Origin of the sequence: Marinobacter halodurans (assembly GCF_004327985.1) — a bacterium.
Lineage (GTDB): Bacteria > Pseudomonadota > Gammaproteobacteria > Pseudomonadales > Oleiphilaceae > Marinobacter_A > Marinobacter_A halodurans.
Window position 1 is genome coordinate 119,843 of record NZ_SJDL01000001.1, and the last position, 19,681, is coordinate 139,523.

Annotated in this window: 19 protein-coding genes; 9 read left to right on the forward strand and 10 right to left on the reverse strand. The window is 62.3% G+C overall.

The window, feature by feature from the left end; genetic code table 11:
• Positions 1-11: 11 nt before the first annotated feature.
• From EZI54_RS00570 to EZI54_RS00590, 5 genes are all read right to left on the reverse strand, one after another.
• Positions 12-857, reverse strand: coding sequence for a type II secretion system protein N (locus tag EZI54_RS00570; protein WP_131477970.1), 846 nt, complete (start codon positions 855-857; stop codon positions 12-14).
• A gap of 4 nt (positions 858-861) precedes the next feature.
• Positions 862-1,650, reverse strand: a complete 789-nt coding sequence (gene gspN / locus EZI54_RS00575) for a type II secretion system protein N (protein ID WP_131477972.1) — start codon at positions 1,648-1,650, stop codon at positions 862-864.
• Between the two features lie 157 nt (positions 1,651-1,807).
• Positions 1,808-3,460: a chaperonin GroEL gene (gene groL, locus EZI54_RS00580; protein WP_131477974.1), complete on the reverse strand. Its 1,653-nt coding sequence runs from the start codon at positions 3,458-3,460 to the stop codon at positions 1,808-1,810.
• Positions 3,461-3,531: 71 nt separating this feature from the next.
• Positions 3,532-3,822 (reverse strand): co-chaperone GroES, encoded by a 291-nt coding sequence (groES, locus tag EZI54_RS00585; protein ID WP_131477976.1) that lies wholly within the window; start codon positions 3,820-3,822, stop codon positions 3,532-3,534.
• Between the two features lie 168 nt (positions 3,823-3,990).
• Positions 3,991-4,497, reverse strand: a complete 507-nt coding sequence (locus EZI54_RS00590) for an FxsA family protein (RefSeq protein ID WP_131477978.1) — start codon at positions 4,495-4,497, stop codon at positions 3,991-3,993.
• Between the two features lie 132 nt (positions 4,498-4,629).
• Here EZI54_RS00590 and EZI54_RS00595 point away from each other — a divergent pair, with 132 nt between their 5' ends.
• Together EZI54_RS00595 and EZI54_RS00600 are read left to right on the forward strand one after the other, a co-directional pair.
• The gene (locus EZI54_RS00595; RefSeq protein WP_131477980.1) at positions 4,630-5,391 is read left to right on the forward strand and encodes an SDR family oxidoreductase; all 762 of its coding nucleotides are present in this window, start codon (positions 4,630-4,632) and stop codon (positions 5,389-5,391) included.
• Complete coding sequence (locus EZI54_RS00600) at positions 5,375-5,704, forward strand: MGMT family protein (RefSeq protein ID WP_131477982.1); 330 nt, start codon at positions 5,375-5,377, stop codon at positions 5,702-5,704. The genes EZI54_RS00595 and EZI54_RS00600 overlap by 17 nt, the downstream gene beginning before the upstream one ends.
• Here EZI54_RS00600 and EZI54_RS00605 read toward each other — a convergent pair.
• On the reverse strand, positions 5,658-7,124 hold the full coding sequence (locus tag EZI54_RS00605) for an AmpG family muropeptide MFS transporter (protein ID WP_423226974.1): 1,467 nt from the start codon (positions 7,122-7,124) through the stop codon (positions 5,658-5,660). The genes EZI54_RS00600 and EZI54_RS00605 overlap by 47 nt on opposite strands.
• Before the next feature lie 12 nt (positions 7,125-7,136).
• On the reverse strand, positions 7,137-7,619 hold the full coding sequence (locus EZI54_RS00610; protein ID WP_131477986.1) for a YajQ family cyclic di-GMP-binding protein: 483 nt from the start codon (positions 7,617-7,619) through the stop codon (positions 7,137-7,139).
• Positions 7,620-7,858: 239 nt separating this feature from the next.
• Between EZI54_RS00610 and EZI54_RS00615 the strand changes: the two genes are divergently transcribed.
• Positions 7,859-8,830: a response regulator gene (locus tag EZI54_RS00615; RefSeq protein ID WP_131477988.1), complete on the forward strand. Its 972-nt coding sequence runs from the start codon at positions 7,859-7,861 to the stop codon at positions 8,828-8,830.
• 381 nt (positions 8,831-9,211) lie between these two features.
• Complete coding sequence (locus tag EZI54_RS00620) at positions 9,212-10,249, forward strand: AraC family transcriptional regulator (RefSeq protein ID WP_131477990.1); 1,038 nt, start codon at positions 9,212-9,214, stop codon at positions 10,247-10,249.
• A 14-nt stretch (positions 10,250-10,263) separates the two neighbouring features.
• Here EZI54_RS00620 and EZI54_RS00625 read toward each other — a convergent pair whose 3' ends face one another.
• Entirely contained in the window at positions 10,264-11,406 is a 1,143-nt protein-coding gene (locus EZI54_RS00625; RefSeq protein WP_131477992.1) for a CaiB/BaiF CoA transferase family protein, read from the reverse strand.
• 185 nt (positions 11,407-11,591) lie between these two features.
• Between EZI54_RS00625 and EZI54_RS00630 the strand changes: the two genes are divergently transcribed.
• Positions 11,592-12,626 carry an AraC family transcriptional regulator gene (locus EZI54_RS00630; protein ID WP_131477994.1) on the forward strand — a complete coding sequence of 345 codons (1,035 nt, stop codon included), beginning with the start codon at positions 11,592-11,594 and terminating at the stop codon, positions 12,624-12,626.
• Positions 12,627-12,628: 2 nt separating this feature from the next.
• Here the strand turns inward: EZI54_RS00630 and EZI54_RS00635 are convergent, their stop codons facing one another.
• Positions 12,629-13,462: a tetratricopeptide repeat protein gene (locus EZI54_RS00635; RefSeq protein WP_131477996.1), complete on the reverse strand. Its 834-nt coding sequence runs from the start codon at positions 13,460-13,462 to the stop codon at positions 12,629-12,631.
• A gap of 409 nt (positions 13,463-13,871) precedes the next feature.
• Positions 13,872-15,128: a DNA recombination protein RmuC gene (locus tag EZI54_RS00640; protein ID WP_131478284.1), complete on the reverse strand. Its 1,257-nt coding sequence runs from the start codon at positions 15,126-15,128 to the stop codon at positions 13,872-13,874.
• A 715-nt stretch (positions 15,129-15,843) separates the two neighbouring features.
• Between EZI54_RS00640 and EZI54_RS00645 the strand changes: the two genes are divergently transcribed.
• The 4 genes from EZI54_RS00645 to EZI54_RS00660 all read left to right on the forward strand — a co-directional run bounded on the left by EZI54_RS00645 (position 15,844) and on the right by EZI54_RS00660 (position 19,666).
• Positions 15,844-16,194, forward strand: a complete 351-nt coding sequence (locus EZI54_RS00645) for a hypothetical protein (RefSeq protein ID WP_131477998.1) — start codon at positions 15,844-15,846, stop codon at positions 16,192-16,194.
• Between the two features lie 165 nt (positions 16,195-16,359).
• Positions 16,360-17,160, forward strand: coding sequence for an ATP-dependent zinc protease family protein (locus EZI54_RS00650; RefSeq protein WP_242674299.1), 801 nt, complete (start codon positions 16,360-16,362; stop codon positions 17,158-17,160).
• Positions 17,157-18,668 carry an inactive transglutaminase family protein gene (locus EZI54_RS00655; RefSeq protein ID WP_131478002.1) on the forward strand — a complete coding sequence of 504 codons (1,512 nt, stop codon included), beginning with the start codon at positions 17,157-17,159 and terminating at the stop codon, positions 18,666-18,668. Before EZI54_RS00650 ends, EZI54_RS00655 begins: the two co-directional genes overlap by 4 nt.
• Positions 18,668-19,666, forward strand: coding sequence for an alpha-L-glutamate ligase-like protein (locus EZI54_RS00660; protein WP_131478004.1), 999 nt, complete (start codon positions 18,668-18,670; stop codon positions 19,664-19,666). The genes EZI54_RS00655 and EZI54_RS00660 overlap by 1 nt, the downstream gene beginning before the upstream one ends.
• Positions 19,667-19,681 lie beyond the last annotated feature (15 nt).

Sequence of the window (19,681 nt, forward strand, 5' to 3'; positions counted from 1 at the left end):
CGACAACGTCTTCATTGGGGCAACGCATAGTTTACGGTGAAACTGGCGCCATCCCGCATTACTTCCAATTGTATCTGCTGCTGGTCTCGCCAGTTTTCGAGCAGCTGCCGGTCCTGATCGAGGTCTCCCAGCGGCTGGCCATTAATGGCCGTGATAACGTCCCCCTGTTTCAGGTTCAGGGCGGACAGCATCGCGTTGGAGCCATCATAGACGTAGCCCTGCGTGGCCCCCGGTTCCACCGGTTTGAGCCCGTAACGCTGTAGCGCCGCATCGCCCTCGGCAGCAAGCTGGGCCTGGGCGTCTTCCACGAACGCCTCTGGCGACATACCGCCGGCCCCTTGGGGAACCTCCGATACCATACCCGCAGCGTCGTCGTCTTCAAAGGCCAGCGATTCCACTTCACCGTTGCGGCGGATCAGAATGCGCACTGGGTCGACTTCCACCAGTTCGATGTTACCGGGCATGACATCGCCGACACGATAATAAGCGGTCGAACCGTCGGTTCCTGAAACTATAGCACCGGACTCCTCCGCCCGCGCCGCTACCATCACACCTTCCAGGCGCATGCGCAGGCGTGTTTCCGGAGCCGTTTGCTTGACGGCTTCCGCCACGGGAGTCCCCACCGGGGGCCGACCAAAGAGATCGTAGGCTGCCAACGGTGTACGCTCGCCAGCCGGAGCCAGCGATGCCGCGGTCGCTGAGGCCGAGGGGCCGGCCATCACCGGATCCTGCCAGGCGATCAGCCAGGTCAGGCGTCCCATCACCCAGGCAAAGTAAACGACCAGCCCCACCAGCAGCAGGTTGGCCACCCAGCGCGGCAGACGCCCGAATGGTGTGGTGTAGGAAACCGATGCCATGACCTTACCCCGCCGGCAGCACGCGCTGCCTCACACTGAACACCACATCGCCCGGCTCCGCATTACCCGACCAGGGCTGGTTCACCAGATCCAGTAAACGGCGGTATAACTGGATCTGCATCATGCCATCAGGCTGGACCTGGGCGGAAATCACCGGCTCCGGATTGCTCGCGCTGCTGATATCCAACGCAATCCGCCCCTGGTTCCGGTCCAACCGGGCTTTCATCGGCGGCAGGACCGCCCGCTCACGGGAAGCCCCCATCGGCCAGCTCACCTCACCACCCGGCCAGCTTGCACGGCCCGACAGGGCCTGAAGGGTCCCGTCGGCCGCCGCCAGGGAGAACCGATCAATCGTGACGTCGCCCTGTATGATCGCGCCGCCACTGCGCTGGATCTCACGGCTGAATTCAGGGATGTTGATCCGTCCCTCGGCCGATAACGCCATTGCATTGATGCCGGTCAGTTGAAACTGGCCCTGAAGGTGGGAGCGCGGTGTGTGCAGTTGCCAGGCCAGGGGAAGGTAGCGATCGCCGTCCATGAGTCCGTCGAGATGCCATCCGGCCTGCAGGGAATGCCCCATCACCTGGACCTGGACCTGGCCATTCCAGAGCTGGCCGGAGACCTTCTCGATCACGACACCCGGCGGCAGGGGCACCGAATCACGGCAAAGTTGCCAGACCCACCCCGCCGGGAGCCAGAACACCAGGGCAGCCAGATAGACCACGATGCCCAGCAGGGTCAGCATGACCACTTTGCCAGGTCGCAGGAAGGGTGAATCCAAAGTCTCGGTCATAGGGGGTCGGGCGTGTGTGTGCGCAGGATTGCGCGAGTTTTCCGGAGTCTAACAAACCCCCTGTACAAGTGCATGACACAGTCCAAAAAAAAGGCCTCGCGTCGAAACGCGGGGCCTTTTCTGACCAGGAATGGTCGGGGTATGACGCGGGGTCGGCTTACATCATGCCGCCCATGCCGCCCATACCACCCATGCCGCCCATGTCCGGCATGCCGCCACCGGCTTTCTCGTCTTCCGGCTCGTCAGTCACCATCGCTTCGGTGGTGATCATCAGACCGGCAACGGAAGCCGCAGCCTGCAGGGCTGAGCGAGTGACCTTGGCCGGATCCAGGATGCCCATCTCCAGCATGTCACCGTAGCCTTCGGTCGCTGCGTTGTAGCCGAAGCTACCTTCGCCCTGGCGCACCTTGTCGACGACGACGGAGGCTTCACCACCGGCGTTGGTCACGATCTGGCGCAGCGGCGCTTCCATCGCACGACGCAGGATGTTGACGCCCGCCTTCTGCTCTTCGTTCTCGGCCTGAACACTATCCAGGGCCGCCAGGGCGCGGATCAGGGTCACGCCACCACCGGCAACGATGCCCTCTTCAACGGCAGCGCGCGTGGAGTGCAGCGCGTCTTCGACGCGGGCCTTCTTCTCTTTCATTTCCACTTCGGAACCGGCACCCACCTTGATGACGGCAACACCGCCAGCCAGCTTGGCCACACGCTCCTGCAGCTTCTCCTTGTCGTAGTCGGAGGAGCTTTCCTCGATCTGCTTACGGATCTGCTCAACGCGCGCTTCGATATCAGTCTGGGCACCGGCGCCATCGATGATGGTGGTGTTTTCCTTCGTGATGTTCACGCGCTTGGCTGTACCCAGATCGTCCAGGGTGGTGTTTTCCAGGGTCAGGCCCACTTCCTCGGAGATCACGGTACCGCCGGACAGGATAGCGATGTCCTGCAGCATTTCCTTGCGACGGTCACCGAAGCCCGGCGCCTTCACGGCAGCCACCTTGACGATGCCGCGCATGTTGTTGACAACCAGTGTTGCCAGCGCTTCGCCTTCGATGTCCTCGGCGATGATCATCAGCGGTTTGCCCGCCTTGGCCACGCTTTCCAGCACCGGCAGCAGTTCGCGGATGTTGGAGATCTTCTTGTCGACCAGCAGGATGAACGGGTCATCCAGCTCGGCAGACATGTTGTCCTGGTTGTTGATGAAGTACGGGGACAGGTAACCGCGGTCGAACTGCATACCTTCAACCACGTCCAGCTCGTCTTCCAGGCCACGGCCTTCCTCGACGGTGATCACGCCTTCCTTACCAACACGCTCCATGGCGTCGGCAATGATCTTGCCAATGGTTTCGTCGCCGTTGGCGGAGATGGTGCCGACCTGGGCAATGTTGCGGCTGTCGTCGCAGGGCTTGGCCATGTCACGGATGGACTTGACGGCCGCCAGGGTCGCCTTGTCGATGCCGCGTTTCAGATCCATCGGGTTCATGCCGGCAGCAACGGCCTTCAGACCTTCGTTGACGATGGACTGGGCCAGGACGGTTGCCGTGGTAGTACCGTCACCGGCGGTGTCGTTGGTCTGGGAAGCAACTTCCTTGACCATCTGGGCGCCCATGTTCTCAAACTTGTCCTTCAGCTCGATTTCCTTGGCGACGGAAACGCCGTCCTTGGTGACGGTCGGTGCGCCGAAGGATTTGTCCAGAACCACGTTGCGGCCTTTCGGGCCCAAGGTGACCTTAACGGCGTCGGCCAGAATGTTGACGCCTGCAACCATACGCTTGCGGGCTGAATCGCCAAATTTAACGTCTTTAGCTGCCATAGTTGTCTTTCCTGTATTCGTTTATGCGTTAACCAATCTGCAAATGACGTGAGCTAACGAGTCGACTGGACTCAGCCTTCCAGCACGCCGTAGATTTCGCTTTCGCTCAGGATGAGAAGATCCTCACCGTCAACCTTCACGGTGTTTCCAGCATACTGACCAAACACCACGGTATCACCGACGTTGACCGCCAGAGCACGGGTCTCGCCATTGTCGAGAACGCGGCCATGGCCTACAGCGATGACTTCACCCTGGGAAGGCTTTTCCTTGGCGTTGCCCGGCAGGACGATACCGCCGGCGGTCTTCTCTTCCTCTTCCTTACGGCGTACGACAACACGATCGTGTAGCGGACGAATTTTCATTGCTCGTATTCTCCAGATAGTCAGATTGTCTTTGGCAATGAGGTTTGCTCAAAACGCTGTGGGTTCGTAAGCACCTGTTTTGGCAGGATCTTCGTGACCCTCAGCAAACTTGTGATCCTTATGTGGGGGTTTGCACTTACTTTTCAACACCCACCTGCAAAAATTTTTTCACTTTTTTTCCAGCGAATCCCGCGTCCGGGAGGACTTGCGCTCATCCTCGCGGCGGTATTCCCCTTCGATGATGTCATCGTCTCCCGGACGCGTCTGGCCGAACGGATCCTGCCCGCCCACGGTGAAGTGGAAGCTGCTCCGCGACGAACCGGCCACCACCATCCGCTTCAGGGCATAGGAAGCGAACATCTGGCGGGTCCAGGGCAACAGGCAGAGGAAGCCAATGGTGTCGGTGACGAAGCCCGGCGTCAGCAGCAGTGCGCCACCGACGGCCAGGATCAGTCCCTCGGCCACTTCGCGGGCAGGTAACTCACCGCTGTTCAGTCTCTGGTTGGCCCTGAACAGCGTCGCCAGCCCCTGCTGGCGCAACAGGGCGGCCCCCACGACGGCGGTCAGCAGAACCAGGCCGATCGTAGGCAGCACCCCGATGATGCCGCCCACCTTGATCAGGACCACCATCTCGACGATGGGCAGCACAATGAATGCGAAAAACAGGAAACCCATGTATGGCTCCTCAGGAAAATGACTTTGCCAGTCGGGCCGACCATGACGACGACCGCCCCTCTGGTATACTGCTGCTCACTTTTTGACAGCGATGCATAACGATCAACTCACAACAAACAATTAGGGCAGAGCATGAAACTTCAAGATTCGGTGATTGCAATTACCGGTGGCGGCCAGGGCCTGGGTCGCGCCATGGGCGAATACATGGCGGCACGTGGCGCCCGCCTGGCCCTGATCGACCTGGTCCCGGAGAAGCTGGACGACGCCGTGGCCGCCTGCAAGGCCGCCGGGGGCGAAGCGCGGGCCTACACCTGTAACGTGGCCCGGGAAGACGAAGTGGAATCGACCTTTGCCGCCATCCTCGATGATTTCGGCCAGCTCAACGGCCTGATCAACAATGCCGGGATCCTGCGTGACGGGCTGATGGTCAAGGTCAAGAACGGCGAAATCGAGAAGCGCATGTCCCTGGCCGAATGGCAGGCCGTGATCGACGTCAACCTGACCGGCGTTTTCCTGTGCGGCCGTGAAGCCGCCACCCAGATGATCAGGCACGGCAACGAAGGCGTGATCATCAACATCAGCAGCATCTCCCGCGCCGGCAACATGGGCCAGAGCAACTACTCCGCGGCCAAGGCGGCCGTCGCGGCCCTGGTGCCGACCTGGGCCAAGGAACTGGCACGCAACGGCATCCGCGTCATGGGCATCGCCCCAGGCTTTATCGAGACCGAGATGGTGGCATCCATGAAGCCGGAAGCCCTGGAAAAGATGACCGCCGGCATCCCCCTCAAGCGAGTGGGCAAGCCGGAAGAAATTGCTTCCGCGGCGGCCTTTATCCTTGAAAACGACTACCTGTCCGGCCGCATGATCGAGGTGGACGGTGCCCTCCGCCTCTGAGCCGCAAGACGTCTCCCGCGAGCAGATCATCTGGCAGGTGGTCTGTTCGATTCCCGTCGGCCACGTGGCCAGCTACAGCCAGGTGGCGGAGCTGGCTGGTTTCAAGGGGCTGGCCCGCTTTGTGGGGCGCACCATGGGCCAACTGCCGGAAGGCTCGGACGTGCCCTGGCACCGGGTCCTGAAACAGGATGGGCGCATCGCCTTTCCGCCGGAATCCAACCGCTTTTACTACCAGTCGCGGCTGTTGACGGAAGAAGGCGTGCCGGTCAAGAACGGTCGCGTGTCGATGTCCCGGTTTCGCTGGCAGCCCTGACTCGCCGATCCTCAGGCCGACTGCCGCCCCCCTCCCCGCTGTGGTCGTGGGCATCCGCCGGCGCCAGGGCGTCCAGCCGCTTACCCTGCTTCATCATATAGCCGGCCAGCAGGATCGCGGGCAGCCCCATGACCGCGGAAATCAGGAAGAATTCGCTGTACCCGTAGCCTTCTACCACCATGCCCGAGAAACCGCCGATAAATTTACCCGGCAGCGTCATCAGCGAACTGAACAGGGCGTACTGGGTAGCGGTGAACGACGCACTGGTCATGCTCGACAGCCAGGCAATCAGCGCCACGTTGGCGATGCCACCACTCAGGTTATCGGCGCTGACCACCACCGCCAGGGTCCAGATATCCGGCGGGTACTGGGCGATCAGCATGAACAGCAGGTTGCTGAGCGCCGTCAGGACCGCCCCGGCAAACAGGATGGTGCGCACACCGTACCGCGCCACCAGCAGGCCGCCGATGCCGGAACCGAGAATGGTCATCAGGAAACCGAAGATCTTGGTGACGTCAGCGACGTCCGTCTTCGAAAAGCCCATGAACTTGAGGTAGAACGGATTGGCCATCACCCCCATGGCGATGTCGCAGATCCGGTAGGTCGCCACCAGCACGAGAATCAGGACCGCCAGTTCCCGATAGCGTTTGAAGAAATCCATGAATGGGCCGGCCACCGCGGCAGAGAACCAGCCGGTCAGGCGTGCAAGCTGCGGCGACAGGTGGGCGCGTTTGGCGACCTCCTGCTCCACGCGATGGGCCAGGTCAGCAGCGGCAGCGTGATGATTGACCTTCGGCTCCCGCACTACCAGTACGGTCACGATGCCGATGCCCACCAGCAGCGCCATGACGTCGTAGGCAATCTGCCAGGACCAGAATTGAGCCAGGTAAAGCGCGCCCGCGCCGGCCACCAGCAGGGCCAGGCGATAACCAAAGATATACGCCGCCGCCAGCGCCGCCTGCAGGCGGGGTTCGGCTATCTCGATCCGGTAGGCATCGAGGGAAACATCCTGGGTGGCCGACGAGAACGCCACCAGTAAACCGCACCAAGCCATCAACACCGGCGACTGGGCGGCATCCACACGGGCCATCAGGAACAGCCCCGTGGCGATGCCAGCCTGGGCCAGGAGCATCCAGCTGCGCCGCTTGCCGAACAGGCGGTCCAACAAAGGCAGCGAGACCCGATCCACCACCGGTGCCCAGAACACCTTGATGGAATAGGTGATCCCCAGCCAGCTGAAGAAACCGATCGTCGCCGTATCCACGCCGACATCGGCAAGTCGGGCATTCAGGGTGGAGAAGACCAGCAGGAACGGCAGCCCCGCCGAAAAACCCAGCAACAGCATGGCCAGGACCTGCCAGCGGGTAAACGTGTAGAGCGCGTCCCGCAGGAAATCGCGGCGTTCCCGGGAAATGATGATAGCGGGGCTCCGTCAGTCGCGGAAATTGTTGTACTGCAGCGGCAGGTCCAGGTCGGACTCCTTGATCAGGGCAATGGCCGCCTGCAGGTCATCCCGCTTCTTGCCGGTGACCCGGACCTTGTCGCCCTGGATGCTGGCCTGGACCTTCATCTTCGCATCCTTGAGGAGTTTGACGATCTTCTTGGCGTCCGCGGTCTCGATCCCCTGCCGCAGGGCCAGGTGCTGCTTCATCAGCTTGCCGGCGCGGCTTTCGCCATCCTCGGACAGGGCGCGGGTATCCACGTTGCGCTTGGCAAAGGCCATGCGCAGCATGTCCATCAGCTGCTCCAGCTGGAATTCCTGCTCGGCGCTGAGGGTGATGCCCTTGTCATCCAGTTCGAAATCCGCCTCGACATTCTTGAAGTCCCAGCGATTACCCAGTTCACGCTTGGCCTGGTCGACCGCGTTGGTGACTTCGTGCATATCAATTTCTGAAACAATATCAAAGGAAGGCATGACTCCGGCTCCGGAAATGCGGACACCATCACGCAATGACATGCCATTGCGGGACAGGTCCGCAGGTTTGCAAATTGGGCCGCGGCAGCCCGGACATTATCAGGCTATAATAGCCGCGATTACATATTGGACAGCCCTCGTCGCGTCACTGGATGAGGCGCTCTTGCTGCCGGTGGCTAGAATAGCAACTTGCCCGGACCACCGCACCCTGGATCGGATTCTGAGAGTAGTGAACCAGCATGCCTAACCTGAACCTTCCCATACTGGTCGTCGACGACGCGAAATTCAGCAGCATGGTGGTCGCCCGGACCCTGCGCAAGGCAGGCTACCGCGATGTACGCCTTGCCAACAACGCGCTGGACGCCCTGCAGTTCATGGAAGACAGGCCCGTCAGCGTCCTGATTGCCGACTGGCTGATGCCGGAAATGGATGGCCTGGAATTGACGGCCCGGGTGCGGCAGATCGACGAGCAGGAAAATCACTACACCTACGTCATGCTGCTGACCGCACGGGAGAGCGTCGAGGCATTGGCCGAGGCCTTCGACAGCGGCGTGGACGACTTCATCTACAAATCGGACATGAGCAAGCAGCTCCTGCCGCGCATCTTTGCCGCCGACCGCATGGCCGATCGCCAGAATACCCTGCTCCGCGCCAATGCGCTGTTGATCGAGAACAACCGGGAGCTGGAGTCCAGCAACATCATCGACCTGGAAACGGGACTGTGCAACAACCGCTATGCCCGGGAGAGGCTCGAGCGCAGCATCCGTCATGCCGAATCCCGCGGCGGAGCGTCCGCCTACGTGCTGGTGGGGATCCGCAACTGGCAGTCCCTCAAGCGTCAGCATTCCCCCGGCATCATGAGCGAGCTGGCCCAGGGCATCGGGCGCCGCCTCGGTCACCTGATCCGACCGATGGACACGTTGTGCCGGATCGGCGATAACCAGTACGCCATCATCGCCCACTTCGAGAACCCCGAGCACTGCACCACCAGCGCCTTTCGCCGGATCTACGACGGGATCAACCACAAGGCGCTGAAGACCACCGCCGGCTATATTTCCGTGGAAGCCGGCATGGTGCTGTGCCGCACCGATGTCCAGGACGGCACCCCCAGTGTCGAGGACGTCGAGAAATCGGCCATCCAGGGGCTGATGGACGCCTACGAGACCCGGCTGTTCACCGAGACCTCCCCGGCCCTGCCGGCAGAAGCCTGACGCATACCCGGTCACGGCAGGGGCCAACAAACCGTTACAGTGCGACACACATCACGAACAGACTTGGGAACGGGTCACGCTTATAGTTTAAATCGTGGATGCAAGCAGTATCCCCCCACGGCGAAGGAGTGAGCAGTCCTCCAAGCGTGCAGTCTGGAGAGTCAGATGTCCCTTCGCCGGTAAATGGGGTCAGCATCCTCACGGATTAACGAATTTTTCAGGCACTTTCGTTCTTTCCTTATTTTTCTGGCGGGTCGGTCTTTCCGATCCGCCTTTTTATTGCCCGTATTTTCCCGCTTGTCCTCCACTTGGCATTCCGGCCATTGAACTGGCCCGCTCTCCCCGCTATTAATGCGTCTACAGTCATAACAGCGAAAGACCATGACCGAGACACCCCCGCTGGGCACCGCGTCGGTGGCCGCCCTGCGCCAGTATGTGCGCGCCGCCGAACACAAAGGTATCGACACGGCCCCGCTGCTGGCCCGGGCCGGACTCGCCCTGTCGCCGGGCCAGCCGGACGACGCACGTATCGATGGCGAACGTTTCCAGCGCTTCATTCACCTGCTGACGGAACTGACCGACAATCCCATCCTGGGGCTGGAGACCGGAGACTTCGTGCAACCCGGTTCCTACACGGTGCTGGGCTACATCACGATGAGCTGCGCCACCCTGGGAGAAGCCATCCAGTACATCATCCCCTATGAAAAGCTGGTGGGCGACATGGGGCTCACCCGCTTCCTGCTGGACAGCGACACCATGCACCTGATCTGGCAGTGTGCCTATAACGATCCGCTGGTGCGCCCGCAGATGATCGACAATGTGATTGCCTCCTGGATCAACTACGCCCGCTGGCTGGCCGATGACGCCGAGACATCGCCGCAAGCGGTCCACCTGGAACGACGCTCGCCCGGCGCCCAACTGGAGCAGGCGTATCGGGAACGCTGGGGATGCCCGGTGTACTTCGAGGCGCAAGACAACCGGGTCGTGGCGTCCCGCCTGTTGCTGGAGCGGCCGCTACGCCAACCGGACCCCGCCCTGCGCCGCACGCTGGAGGCCCACGCCCGCAGCCAGTTGGCCGCCATGACCGCCGATACCGCCCTGCTCACCCGGGCCCGACAGGCCATCCGCCAGCAGCTCCTGCAGGGCATCAGCCGGCAGGACATTGTGGCCGGACAACTGCACATGACCGGTCGTACCCTGCAGCGGAAACTGAGCCAGGAAGGCAGCAGCTACCAGTCACTGCTGGATGAGGTGCGCCAATCCCTGGCGGAGGATTTCCTGTGCAACACCAGCCTGGCCATTCCCGATATCGCCCTGCGGCTCGGCTTCAGTGAGCCAGCGTCGTTCCATCGACGCTTCAAGCGGAACACCGGCATGACCCCCGGCAACTACCGGGCTGCGCACAGTCGCTCGCCCTGAAAGCCAAAGCGCCCCTAGCCGTCCTGCGCCAGCCGCTTCAGCGTTTCGATCGTATCCGCACCCAGCTTACGGCCCGTAAACCGGGCTTCACAGGGGGTACGGCTGAACTTGATGGGATGGCCAATCTGGCGCTGCGTCCCGCCCTGCTCCCGGGGTACGTCAATAACCATGGCCCGCGCCTCGATCTGAGGGTGCACAGCCGCTTCCGCCAGGGTCAGCACCGGCTCCACGCAGGCGTCCTGTTCCGCAAAGACCGCCTGCCATTCCGCCAGCGTGCGCTCGGCAATGGCGCCTTTCAGGGCCCGTTTCAGCCGTTGCTGATGCCCGGGGTCCTGGCTCAGTCCCAGGCTTTTCATGTCCGCCAGCCCCAGCACGTCGCACAGTCGCGCCATGAATGGCGGCTCCAGGCTGCCCACCGAGAGCCAGCGCCCATCGGCGGTTTCGTAGTAGTCATAGAAACTGCCGCCGTTGAGCAGCGACTGCTCCGGTCCGGGCAACTCGCCACCGGCAAGGTACGCGGCGCCCGCCATACCGTTCAGGGCGAAGGCGGCGTCGGTCATGCTGACATCGACAAACTGCCCTTCCCCGGTTTGCTGGCGATGAATGACGGCGGCCAGGATGCCCATGACCGCGTGGTGCGAGCCGCCGGCCACGTCCGCCACCTGGATTCCCAGTGGCGGCGGGCCGCCCTCCTTCCGGCCGCAGTGGCTGCTGACGCCGGCCAGCGACAGGTAGTTGATGTCGTGGCCGGCGCGGTGCCGGTAGGGGCCGGTCTGGCCATAGCCGGTAATCGCGCAATAGATCAGGCCCGGGTTGATGGCCCGCAGCGTGTCGTAGTCGATCCCCAGCCTTTGCATGACGCCGGGCCGGAACTGCTCGATGACAATGTCGTACTCGGCCACCAGCCGCCTGACCGTGGCGATATTGTCCGGCTGCTTGAGATCCAGCGCCAGCGAGGCCTTGCCACGGTTCAGGTAGGTGTGGGCGGTGCCGACTCCGTCAACGTGGGGTGGCATCAGGCGCGTGAGATCCATCCGGTCCGGCGCCTCGATACGCAGCACCTCCGCGCCCATGTCGGCCATCAGCATGGTGGCATAGGGCCCGGGCAGCAGGGTGGTAAAATCCAGAACACGCAGACCGTGCAGGGGTCCGGCCATAGCAGCTTCTCCTCTTGCTTTCCTCGCCCCAGACTGCCGCGCGAGGCGCGGACCGCCAACAGCAGCTTCCGCCAAACTGATTGGCCGAATCCACCAGCGGGGCCCCGGGACTGACCCGCAGGGACGTTGCAAACTCAAGACACCCACTTATGATGGGCGAATCCTTAAATCATACAGGTCATCGGATGGCGAATCTGACGGTTTCCGGACACTTCGTCCTGGCCGCGCTCAGCGGTGCCGAACACCAACGGCTGGATACGGACACCATGTTGCGGCGGGCCGGCATCTCGCCGGAGCTGATCCGTTCGCCCGGCGCCCGTGTCAGCAGCACCCAGTTCACCCGGCTGATGCAGGTGATCTGGAAGGACATGGCAGACGAGTTCATGGGCATGGGGCCACGCCGCTGTCGTCCCGGCACCTTTGCCACCATGTGTGCATTGATTCTGGAGCACTCGACGCTGGAAAACGCCCTGGAGCGGGCAGAGCACTTTTCCCGCCTGTTTGACCGCACGGCCTGCATGGGCCTGGAACGGGACCAAGACCGGGCATCCCTGGTGCTCCATCTGGACCTTCCCGTCCACGATCCCCATTTTTTCCTGCACGAGAGCATCCTGGTGATCTGGCACCGCCTGTTCAGCTGGCTGATCGGCCAGGCCATCAGCCTGGACGAGGCGCGCTTCGATTATCCGGCCCCGCCCCACGCCGATGAGTACCGGCATATATTCCACTGCCCGTTGACCTTTGATGCCGACCGGACGGAACTGGTTTTCGACGCACGCTTCCTGTCCGCCCCGATCATCCGCGACCGCCCCGAAATGCGGCGCTTCCTGAAGACGTCGCCGGCCGACCTGCTGGCACGGCCCGACGAGGGCAACAGCTACACCGGACGCATCCGGGCGCTGATCGGCCGCGACTTTTCCCGGGCCCTGCCGGATTTCGAGTGGATTGCCTCGGAGTTGCACGTCAGCCCACAAACCCTGCGTCGCCGGCTCAGGCAGGAGAACACGTCGTTCCAGGAGATCAAGGACCTGCTGCGACGGGACCTGGCCATTTACCATCTGGGCCGGGGCGAGCGCTCGATCAACGAAATTGCCCATCTGGTGGGGTTCACCGAACCCTCCACCTTCCATCGGGCGTTCAAGAAATGGACAGGCATGACGCCGGGTGCCTGGCGGGACGGGGATGCCAGCGCCGCGTCAGGTCCGACTGCGGCGCCGTGAACTCATGAAGGTGACTGCAGGCGGCGGATCAGGTCGCTCAGGGTGCGGGCCAACGCCCGGGTGGTATCCGCCTGCCCCCCCAGCTTGAGCCAGCGGGAGCCGTCCCTGGGATCGTAGATCCAGCAGGTGTGGCCGCTATCGGGACAGTCCCACTTGAGCAGCGGATTGATGCCATAGACCGGAAGGCGCGTGGCGACCACTTCCGAACGACCGTCATCCAGCTTACGGGTTTCCTGCACCTGCAGGGCACCGGTTTCGGCGGATACCTGGTAGACAACATCGGGCGTGGCATTGGCCCGCAGCACCCGATCGTTGCTGGCGCGCCAGGCATTCTGGGACAGGAGGCTGTTGGCATGGCGCTCAAGGGCTTCACGGGGTGTGTCGGCGAGGTACAGTTTCTGCAGCTCTTCGACGGAGTTACCACCGGCCGGCTCGATCTTGGCCACCGGTTCGCCCTGGGACTTGGCCGCGTCGGCGACATCCCCTTCCTTCTTACGGGCCTGCTCCACCGCCGTGATCAACTCCAGCGCCTCGGTGTAGTGCTCGCCCTTTTCACCGGCCTGGGTGACATAGGCTTCGAGCGCGGCCATGGCTTCGTTGTAATGGCCGGCCTCGTACATAACGCGCCCCCGGTAGAAGGCGTAGGCATCCGGCTTCTTGGTATCGAGCGTCTGCAGGCGATTCAGGTACTCACCGGCCTCGCCCCACTGCTTATTCTCGACGGCCTTCTCCACGGCCAGCATCAGCCGGCGCGTTTCGTGCTCTGGAGGCAGGGCCCAGGCCAGTTGGGTGAACAGCATGCCACCGACGACAACACCCATCCATCTGCTTTTCATTCCTGAATTCTCCGCAGGGAACATCACTGTTTTTCAGCATGTTGCAACACCGGCTCCTACACGCTACCGATCCTGCATCTGCTGCAAATTCATTCTTAAAGTGTCTGCCATTACCCCGGATGATTCAAGGAGATGCCGCGACAAGCCGGGCAATCGACCCAAAGGGGCCGCCCGGCATCGCTAGTCGACAACAATGGTATCGCCGCTCTGATCCCTGTCGTCGTCTCCGCCGCCGGGTGTCGCGATACAGGGCAGGGTTGAGGCCGGTGGGTCTTGCCGGTGGAATCTGTTCAACACGCAGGGCTCCCAAAGATGCAGGTCTTGGATGTCTTGCCGATCATTCTAGGCCAGCATGGTATGGCCTCACTGTGACCTGAATTCCATTCGTCGGGAGCCGTCTTGACGATTTTCAGTCGTTTTCGTCGTCCGTCTCGGCATCCTCATCATGACCGACGCCCGCCTGTTCGCGAATCGACTTGGGAAGCTCCTTCTTCACGCGCACCCCCAGCTCAACGAAGCGGTTGGCCTGGGAGATCAAGTTGCCCTTGCCGCGGGTGAGCGTATTCATGGCGTTGTCGTAGGTGCCCTGCGCGGTCTGCAGCTGGCTGCCCAGCCTCTCCATGGATTCCACAAAGACCCGCAGCTTGTCGTACACGGCACCGGCCCGGTCCGCGATCTGCCGCGCATTCTGACTCTGGCGCTCATACCGCCAGATGTTCTCGATGGTGCGCAGCGTGGCCAGCAACGTGGTGGGCGTCACCACGATGATCTTGCGTTCGAATGCCTCGGCAAACAGGTTCTCGTCCTGCTGGAAGGCCGCGACGAAGGCCGGTTCGATGGGCATGAACAAAAGCACGAAATCCGGGGAATGCAGCCCGCTGAGCTGGCTGTAGTCCTTCTCGCTGAGGCTGCGAATATGCTGGCGCACGGCCTCGACGTGAGCCTTGAGCGCGCTGTCGCGGGTCTCGTCGTCCTCGGCGGTGACCCATTCCTGGTAGGCGAGCAGGGACACCTTGGAGTCCACGATCAGGTTACGCCTGTCCGGCAGGTGGACCACCACATCCGGACGCAGCAGTTGGCCGTCCGCATCCCGGTAGGAACCCTGGGTGTCGTACTCGACGCCCTTGCGCAGGCCGGATTTCTCCAGCACCCGTTCAAGGATCAGTTCCCCCCAGTTACCCTGGATCTTCTTGTCACCCTTGAGGGCCCGGGTCAGGTTCGCCGCTTCCTCGGTGATCTGCCGGTTCAGCTTCTGCAGGGCATCGATCTCGCTGCGCAGTGCCTGACGATCCCGGGTTTCGGTGGTGTAGACATCCTCGACCCGCTTGCGGAAGTCCTGCAACTGCTCGCGGAACGGGTTCAGCAGGCTGTCGAGACTGGTGCGGGTCTGTTGCGAGAAGCGCTCGCTCTTCTGCTCGAAGATGCGGTTGGCAAGGTTCTCGAACTCCTGCTTCAGCGCATCCCGGTTGCGCTCGAGCAACTGCAGTTTCTCGCCGGTGGTGCGGCGCTCCTCTTCCAGCGTCACCTCGTACTCACGCAGCGACACCCGCGCATCGGACAGTGACCGGTTGACCGCCTCGTAACGGTCATTCAGCTCAGACAGGTCCTGCTCCAGCTTGTGCTCGCGCTTTTGCGCTCCGTCCCGCTCCGCCACCAGTGTGGCCATCCGGTTTTCCAGTTCCGTCGCCTTGTCACGCCAGGTCTCACGGGCGGCCTCCAGCTCGCGCTGCCGGTGTTGCTGCTCTGAGGCCTGCGTGCGCAACTGGTCGCGTTCCTGCTCCAGCAGGGCGCGGTCCCGGCTGGCATGGTAGGCCTGCTCCTCGGCCGATTCGGCGCGGGCGGTCATGGCGTCCAGGCGAGCCTGTGCATCCTCGCGCACCTGTCGAAGACGGCGCTGGTAGACCAGCGCCATGACGAGGGCAGTCACCAGCACCACCACGATGGCGGCGGTTATCAACGCCGGGAGCATCTCCCGGGGAATGGAAAGCGGCACAATGAACTCCTGTATCGGGACGGTCGGCGCCAGGGAGTCTCCGATCAACTCCTGAAATCTCGGTCATGAACGGGCCATTATCCAGAAAACAACCGGCCCGGGCCAAGGAACTTACCGCGAAACACTTCGACTAAAGCCCAAGTGACACCGACACATCAGCTTGATATTCGTGAATAATTGGTGATCCTGCACGCAGCCGATATGACGCACAAGTCTCAAAATTCCGGAGACATCCGATAACAGGACATCCAGAGATGGAAGCCGCTCGCAATCTGAGCTACAACAGTCGGTATAACGATAATTAAAAAGCGCTCAAGTGCGGCCGGTTATCGCCACACCAGCAGCGCTGCTGGGATCACCCCGGACAAGGGATTTTCGAGACACAGCCATGTTGAAAGCACTCTGGCGCAGAACGACCGGACGAGAAAGCGCCTCAGAGTCCGGTGAGGCCAGCACCGGGTTCAGTCTGACCGAACACCTGACCCATACCGGCCAGTATCACCTCGAGCGCCTGCACACGCTGGTGGAGTTACGCTATGGCCAGCGCTATGACGATTCGTCCGACGCCACCATCCGGCGCCTGATCCACTACGCCTCCCGTATCCAGGACCAGGACATCCAGCGCGAATTGCTCCTGCTCTACCTGAACTGTCCACCGGCCGTCCAGGCCTACCTGCGCTCCGACGACATTCTCGACGCCGACCACTATATCCGCACCCAGCGTCCGCCGATCGAGTAGCCCCGCAGCCACTGCACCAAAAACGTCAATCCGGTCACATCCGCGCCGGAGTTACAGATCGGTAAATCAGCGTAATGTCGTAATAATGTATACTTCGCCCTTCAATTTCGGACCGTCCCCGATCAGAAGACACGGATTATTTTGGACAGAGGTTCTCTCATGCCCATGCGCGCGCTTCGCACGCTCACACCACTGGCTCTGGCAACGGCTGTCGGGATGCTCCTTGCTGGCTGCTCTGGCTCGCTCCTGGTCAAGCAGGACGACCTGAACACCCTAAAACAGACTGAGACCGTTCAGACCGGCGAACTCCGGCAACTGAGCGAAGACCTCAAGGCGCACCACCGGGGTATGGTGCGCAACAACAACGAGAATACCCGGGCGCTGATCGAAACCATTCGCGAGCAGATCAAGCCCCCCAGTTGCCCCAAGCGTCCACAGCCGGTCTGCTCCGCCGCCAGCAGCAACACGCCATCCTCCCCGCGGCTACAGGGCATGCTGGTTGTCGGCCAACTGGAGAAGGTCCACTTCCTGGAACCCGGTTTCACCTACGAGGCCCGGGTCGATACGGGCGCGGAAACCTCATCGCTGGATGCCCGTAACGTCACCTATTTCGAGCGCAACGGCGAGGATTGGGTGCGCTTCGACGTGCCGGTGCCGGGCACCAAGGACAAGCTGAAGACGCTGGAACGTCCGCTCTCCCGCAATGCCCGCATCATCCAGGCCTCTGCCGATGACAGCGAGCGCCGGGCCGTCGTCGAACTGCAGTTCGCCATCGGCGATCACCTGCAGAAGGCGGAATTCACTCTTTCCAACCGTAAAGCCCTGTCCAATACCGTCCTGATCGGTCGCAACATCCTCCGCGATGTCATGCTGGTTGATGTCGGCAAGGAGTTTGCCACCAAGCTGCCCGCCAAGTTCTCGTCCAGGGGCGGGCAAACCCAGACAGCCAAGGATGCGCAGCAGTGAAGTCACGCTACCCGTTTTACATCGCCATTGCCCTGTTGATCTTTACCGGTGTCGGCATCGCTACCCTGCGCCACTTCGAGCTCGGCATTCCCTGGTTGTCCGGCGAAGAGCGCCCGGTCTGGCTGGTGGAGGCCCGGGTGGATTTCCGGGCCAACGGCGACCCGGTGCTGGTCAGCCTCAACCTGCCGGACGATCCCCCCGGTTTCCATGTACTGTCCGAACAGGCGGCGTCGCCGGGTTACGGCTTCTCTATCGTCAACGACAAGGGCGATCGGCGGGGCGAATGGTCGATCCGGCAGGCCAACGGTCCGCAGACCCTGTACTACAAGGCCCAGTTCATCCCGGATCCGGACGTCCAGCCCCATCCACCGGAACAGCCACCGGAGCCGGATACGGTCTACTGGGAGGAACCCCAGGCCACGGCCGCCCATGAAGTGCTGGCCCTGGCCGCCGAAAAATCCAGCACGCCGGAGAGCATGACCCGTGAACTGATCAAGCTGATCCGCTCCTCCGATCCGAACCAGAACACCGCACTCCTGCTGGCCGGTAACGATGACGTGGATGTCCTGGTCAAGCTGCTCAACTATGCCGACATCCCCGCCCGCGTCTCCGAAGGCATCATGCTGGAGGATGCCCGCCGGCGACAGCCGCTGCGCCCCTTCCTGGAGATCTTCGACGGCGACCACTGGCTGACGTTCAACCCGCAAACCGGCGAACAGGGCCTGCCCGAGAACGTCCTGCTATGGAGCCGCAATACCACGTCGCTGCTGGATGTGATGGGCGGTAACCAGTCGGTGGTGAGCTTCGCCATGTTGCGCCAGACCGTACCGGCACTGCAGCTGGCACGGGCCGAGTCGATGAAGAATGGCCTGGGCTTCCTGAGCCTGTATCAGCTACCGATCGAGGAACAGAGCATGTTCCGCATGCTGCTACTTCTCCCGCTGGGCGCCATGGTCGTGGTCTTCATGCGGGTGATCGTGGGGATCCGGACTTCCGGGACGTTCATGCCAGTACTGATCGCCGTCGCGTTCCTGCAGACCTCGCTCGGCCCCGGCCTCGTCACCTTCATTACGGTGGTAGCCCTGGGACTGCTGTTGCGGGGCTACCTGTCGAACCTCAACCTGTTACTGGTGTCCCGGATTGCGACGCTGATCATCCTGGTGATCTTCATGAGCACGGCCATCAGCATCGTGGGTTACCAGATGGGCTTCAACACCGGCATGACGGTGACGTTCTTCCCCATGGTCATCCTCGCCTGGACCATCGAGCGGATGTCCATCCTCTGGGAGGAGGAAGGACCGCACGAAGTCTTCGTGCAAGGCGGCGGCAGCCTTCTGGTTGCCGTCCTGGCCTACCTGGCCATGAGCCTGCCGATCGCCGGCCACCTGACCTTCAATTTCCCGGAACTGCACCTGATCATCCTGGCGGTGATCCTGCTGATGGGGCAGTACACCGGCTACAAACTCAGCGAACTGCGCCGGTTCCATCCCATGCAGGAGTATGACTGATGCGATGGATCTCGCCGGCTTCCCTCAGCCGCCGCGGCATGCTCAACATGAACCGGCGCAACGTGGACTATATTGCCCGCTACAACGACCGCAGCGCCTACCCGCTGGTGGACAACAAACTGAAAACCAAACTGGTGGCCGAGGAATATGATGTGGCCACACCGGCCCTGCGCCAGGTGGTCTCCCAGCAACACCAGATCTCCCATTTTCGCGAGCGGGTGGCCGGTCTCAACGGCTTCGCCATCAAACCGGCCAAGGGTTCCGGGGGCAAAGGCATCATGGTGATCACCCGCCGCGAGGACGACAGCTTCATCAAGGCCTCCGGCGCCGCGGTTTCACTGCGGCACCTGGAGCGCCACCTGTCCAACATCCTGGCCGGACTGTATTCGCTGGGCGGCTCCCCCGACGTGGCGATCGTCGAGGACCTGATCCAGTGCAGCAGCACCCTCACCGATTACTCGTTCCAGGGAGTGCCGGACATCCGCATCATCGTATTCCGCGGCTATCCGGTAATGGCGATGCTGCGGCTGGCCACCCGCGCCTCCGACGGCAAGGCCAACCTCCACCAGGGCGCCATTGGCGTCGGCATCGACATCGCCACGGGCCGGAGCCTGAACGCCGTGCAGTTCAACCGTCCGGTGAAGATGCATCCGGACACCGGGCTGGCGCTGGAACATATCCAGATCGAGGACTGGCACACCATGCTGGTGATGGCTTCCCGCTGTTATGAAGCGACGGGGCTGGGCTACATGGGCGCCGACCTGGTGCTCGACCAGCACGACGGCCCCACCCTGCTGGAACTCAATGCCCGGCCCGGACTGGCCATCCAGATGGCCAACGGCAAGGGGCTGCTGCCACGCCTGAAATACATCGAAAGCCTCAAGCGCACGCATCTCACCCCGGAGGCCCGAGTCGAGTATGCCATGTCCGTATTCAGCCACGCCGGCAACCTGTCTGCCCCACGGCGGACCACGAAGCGGCAGCCGGCATTCGCCTGAGCTGACTGGCTCCTC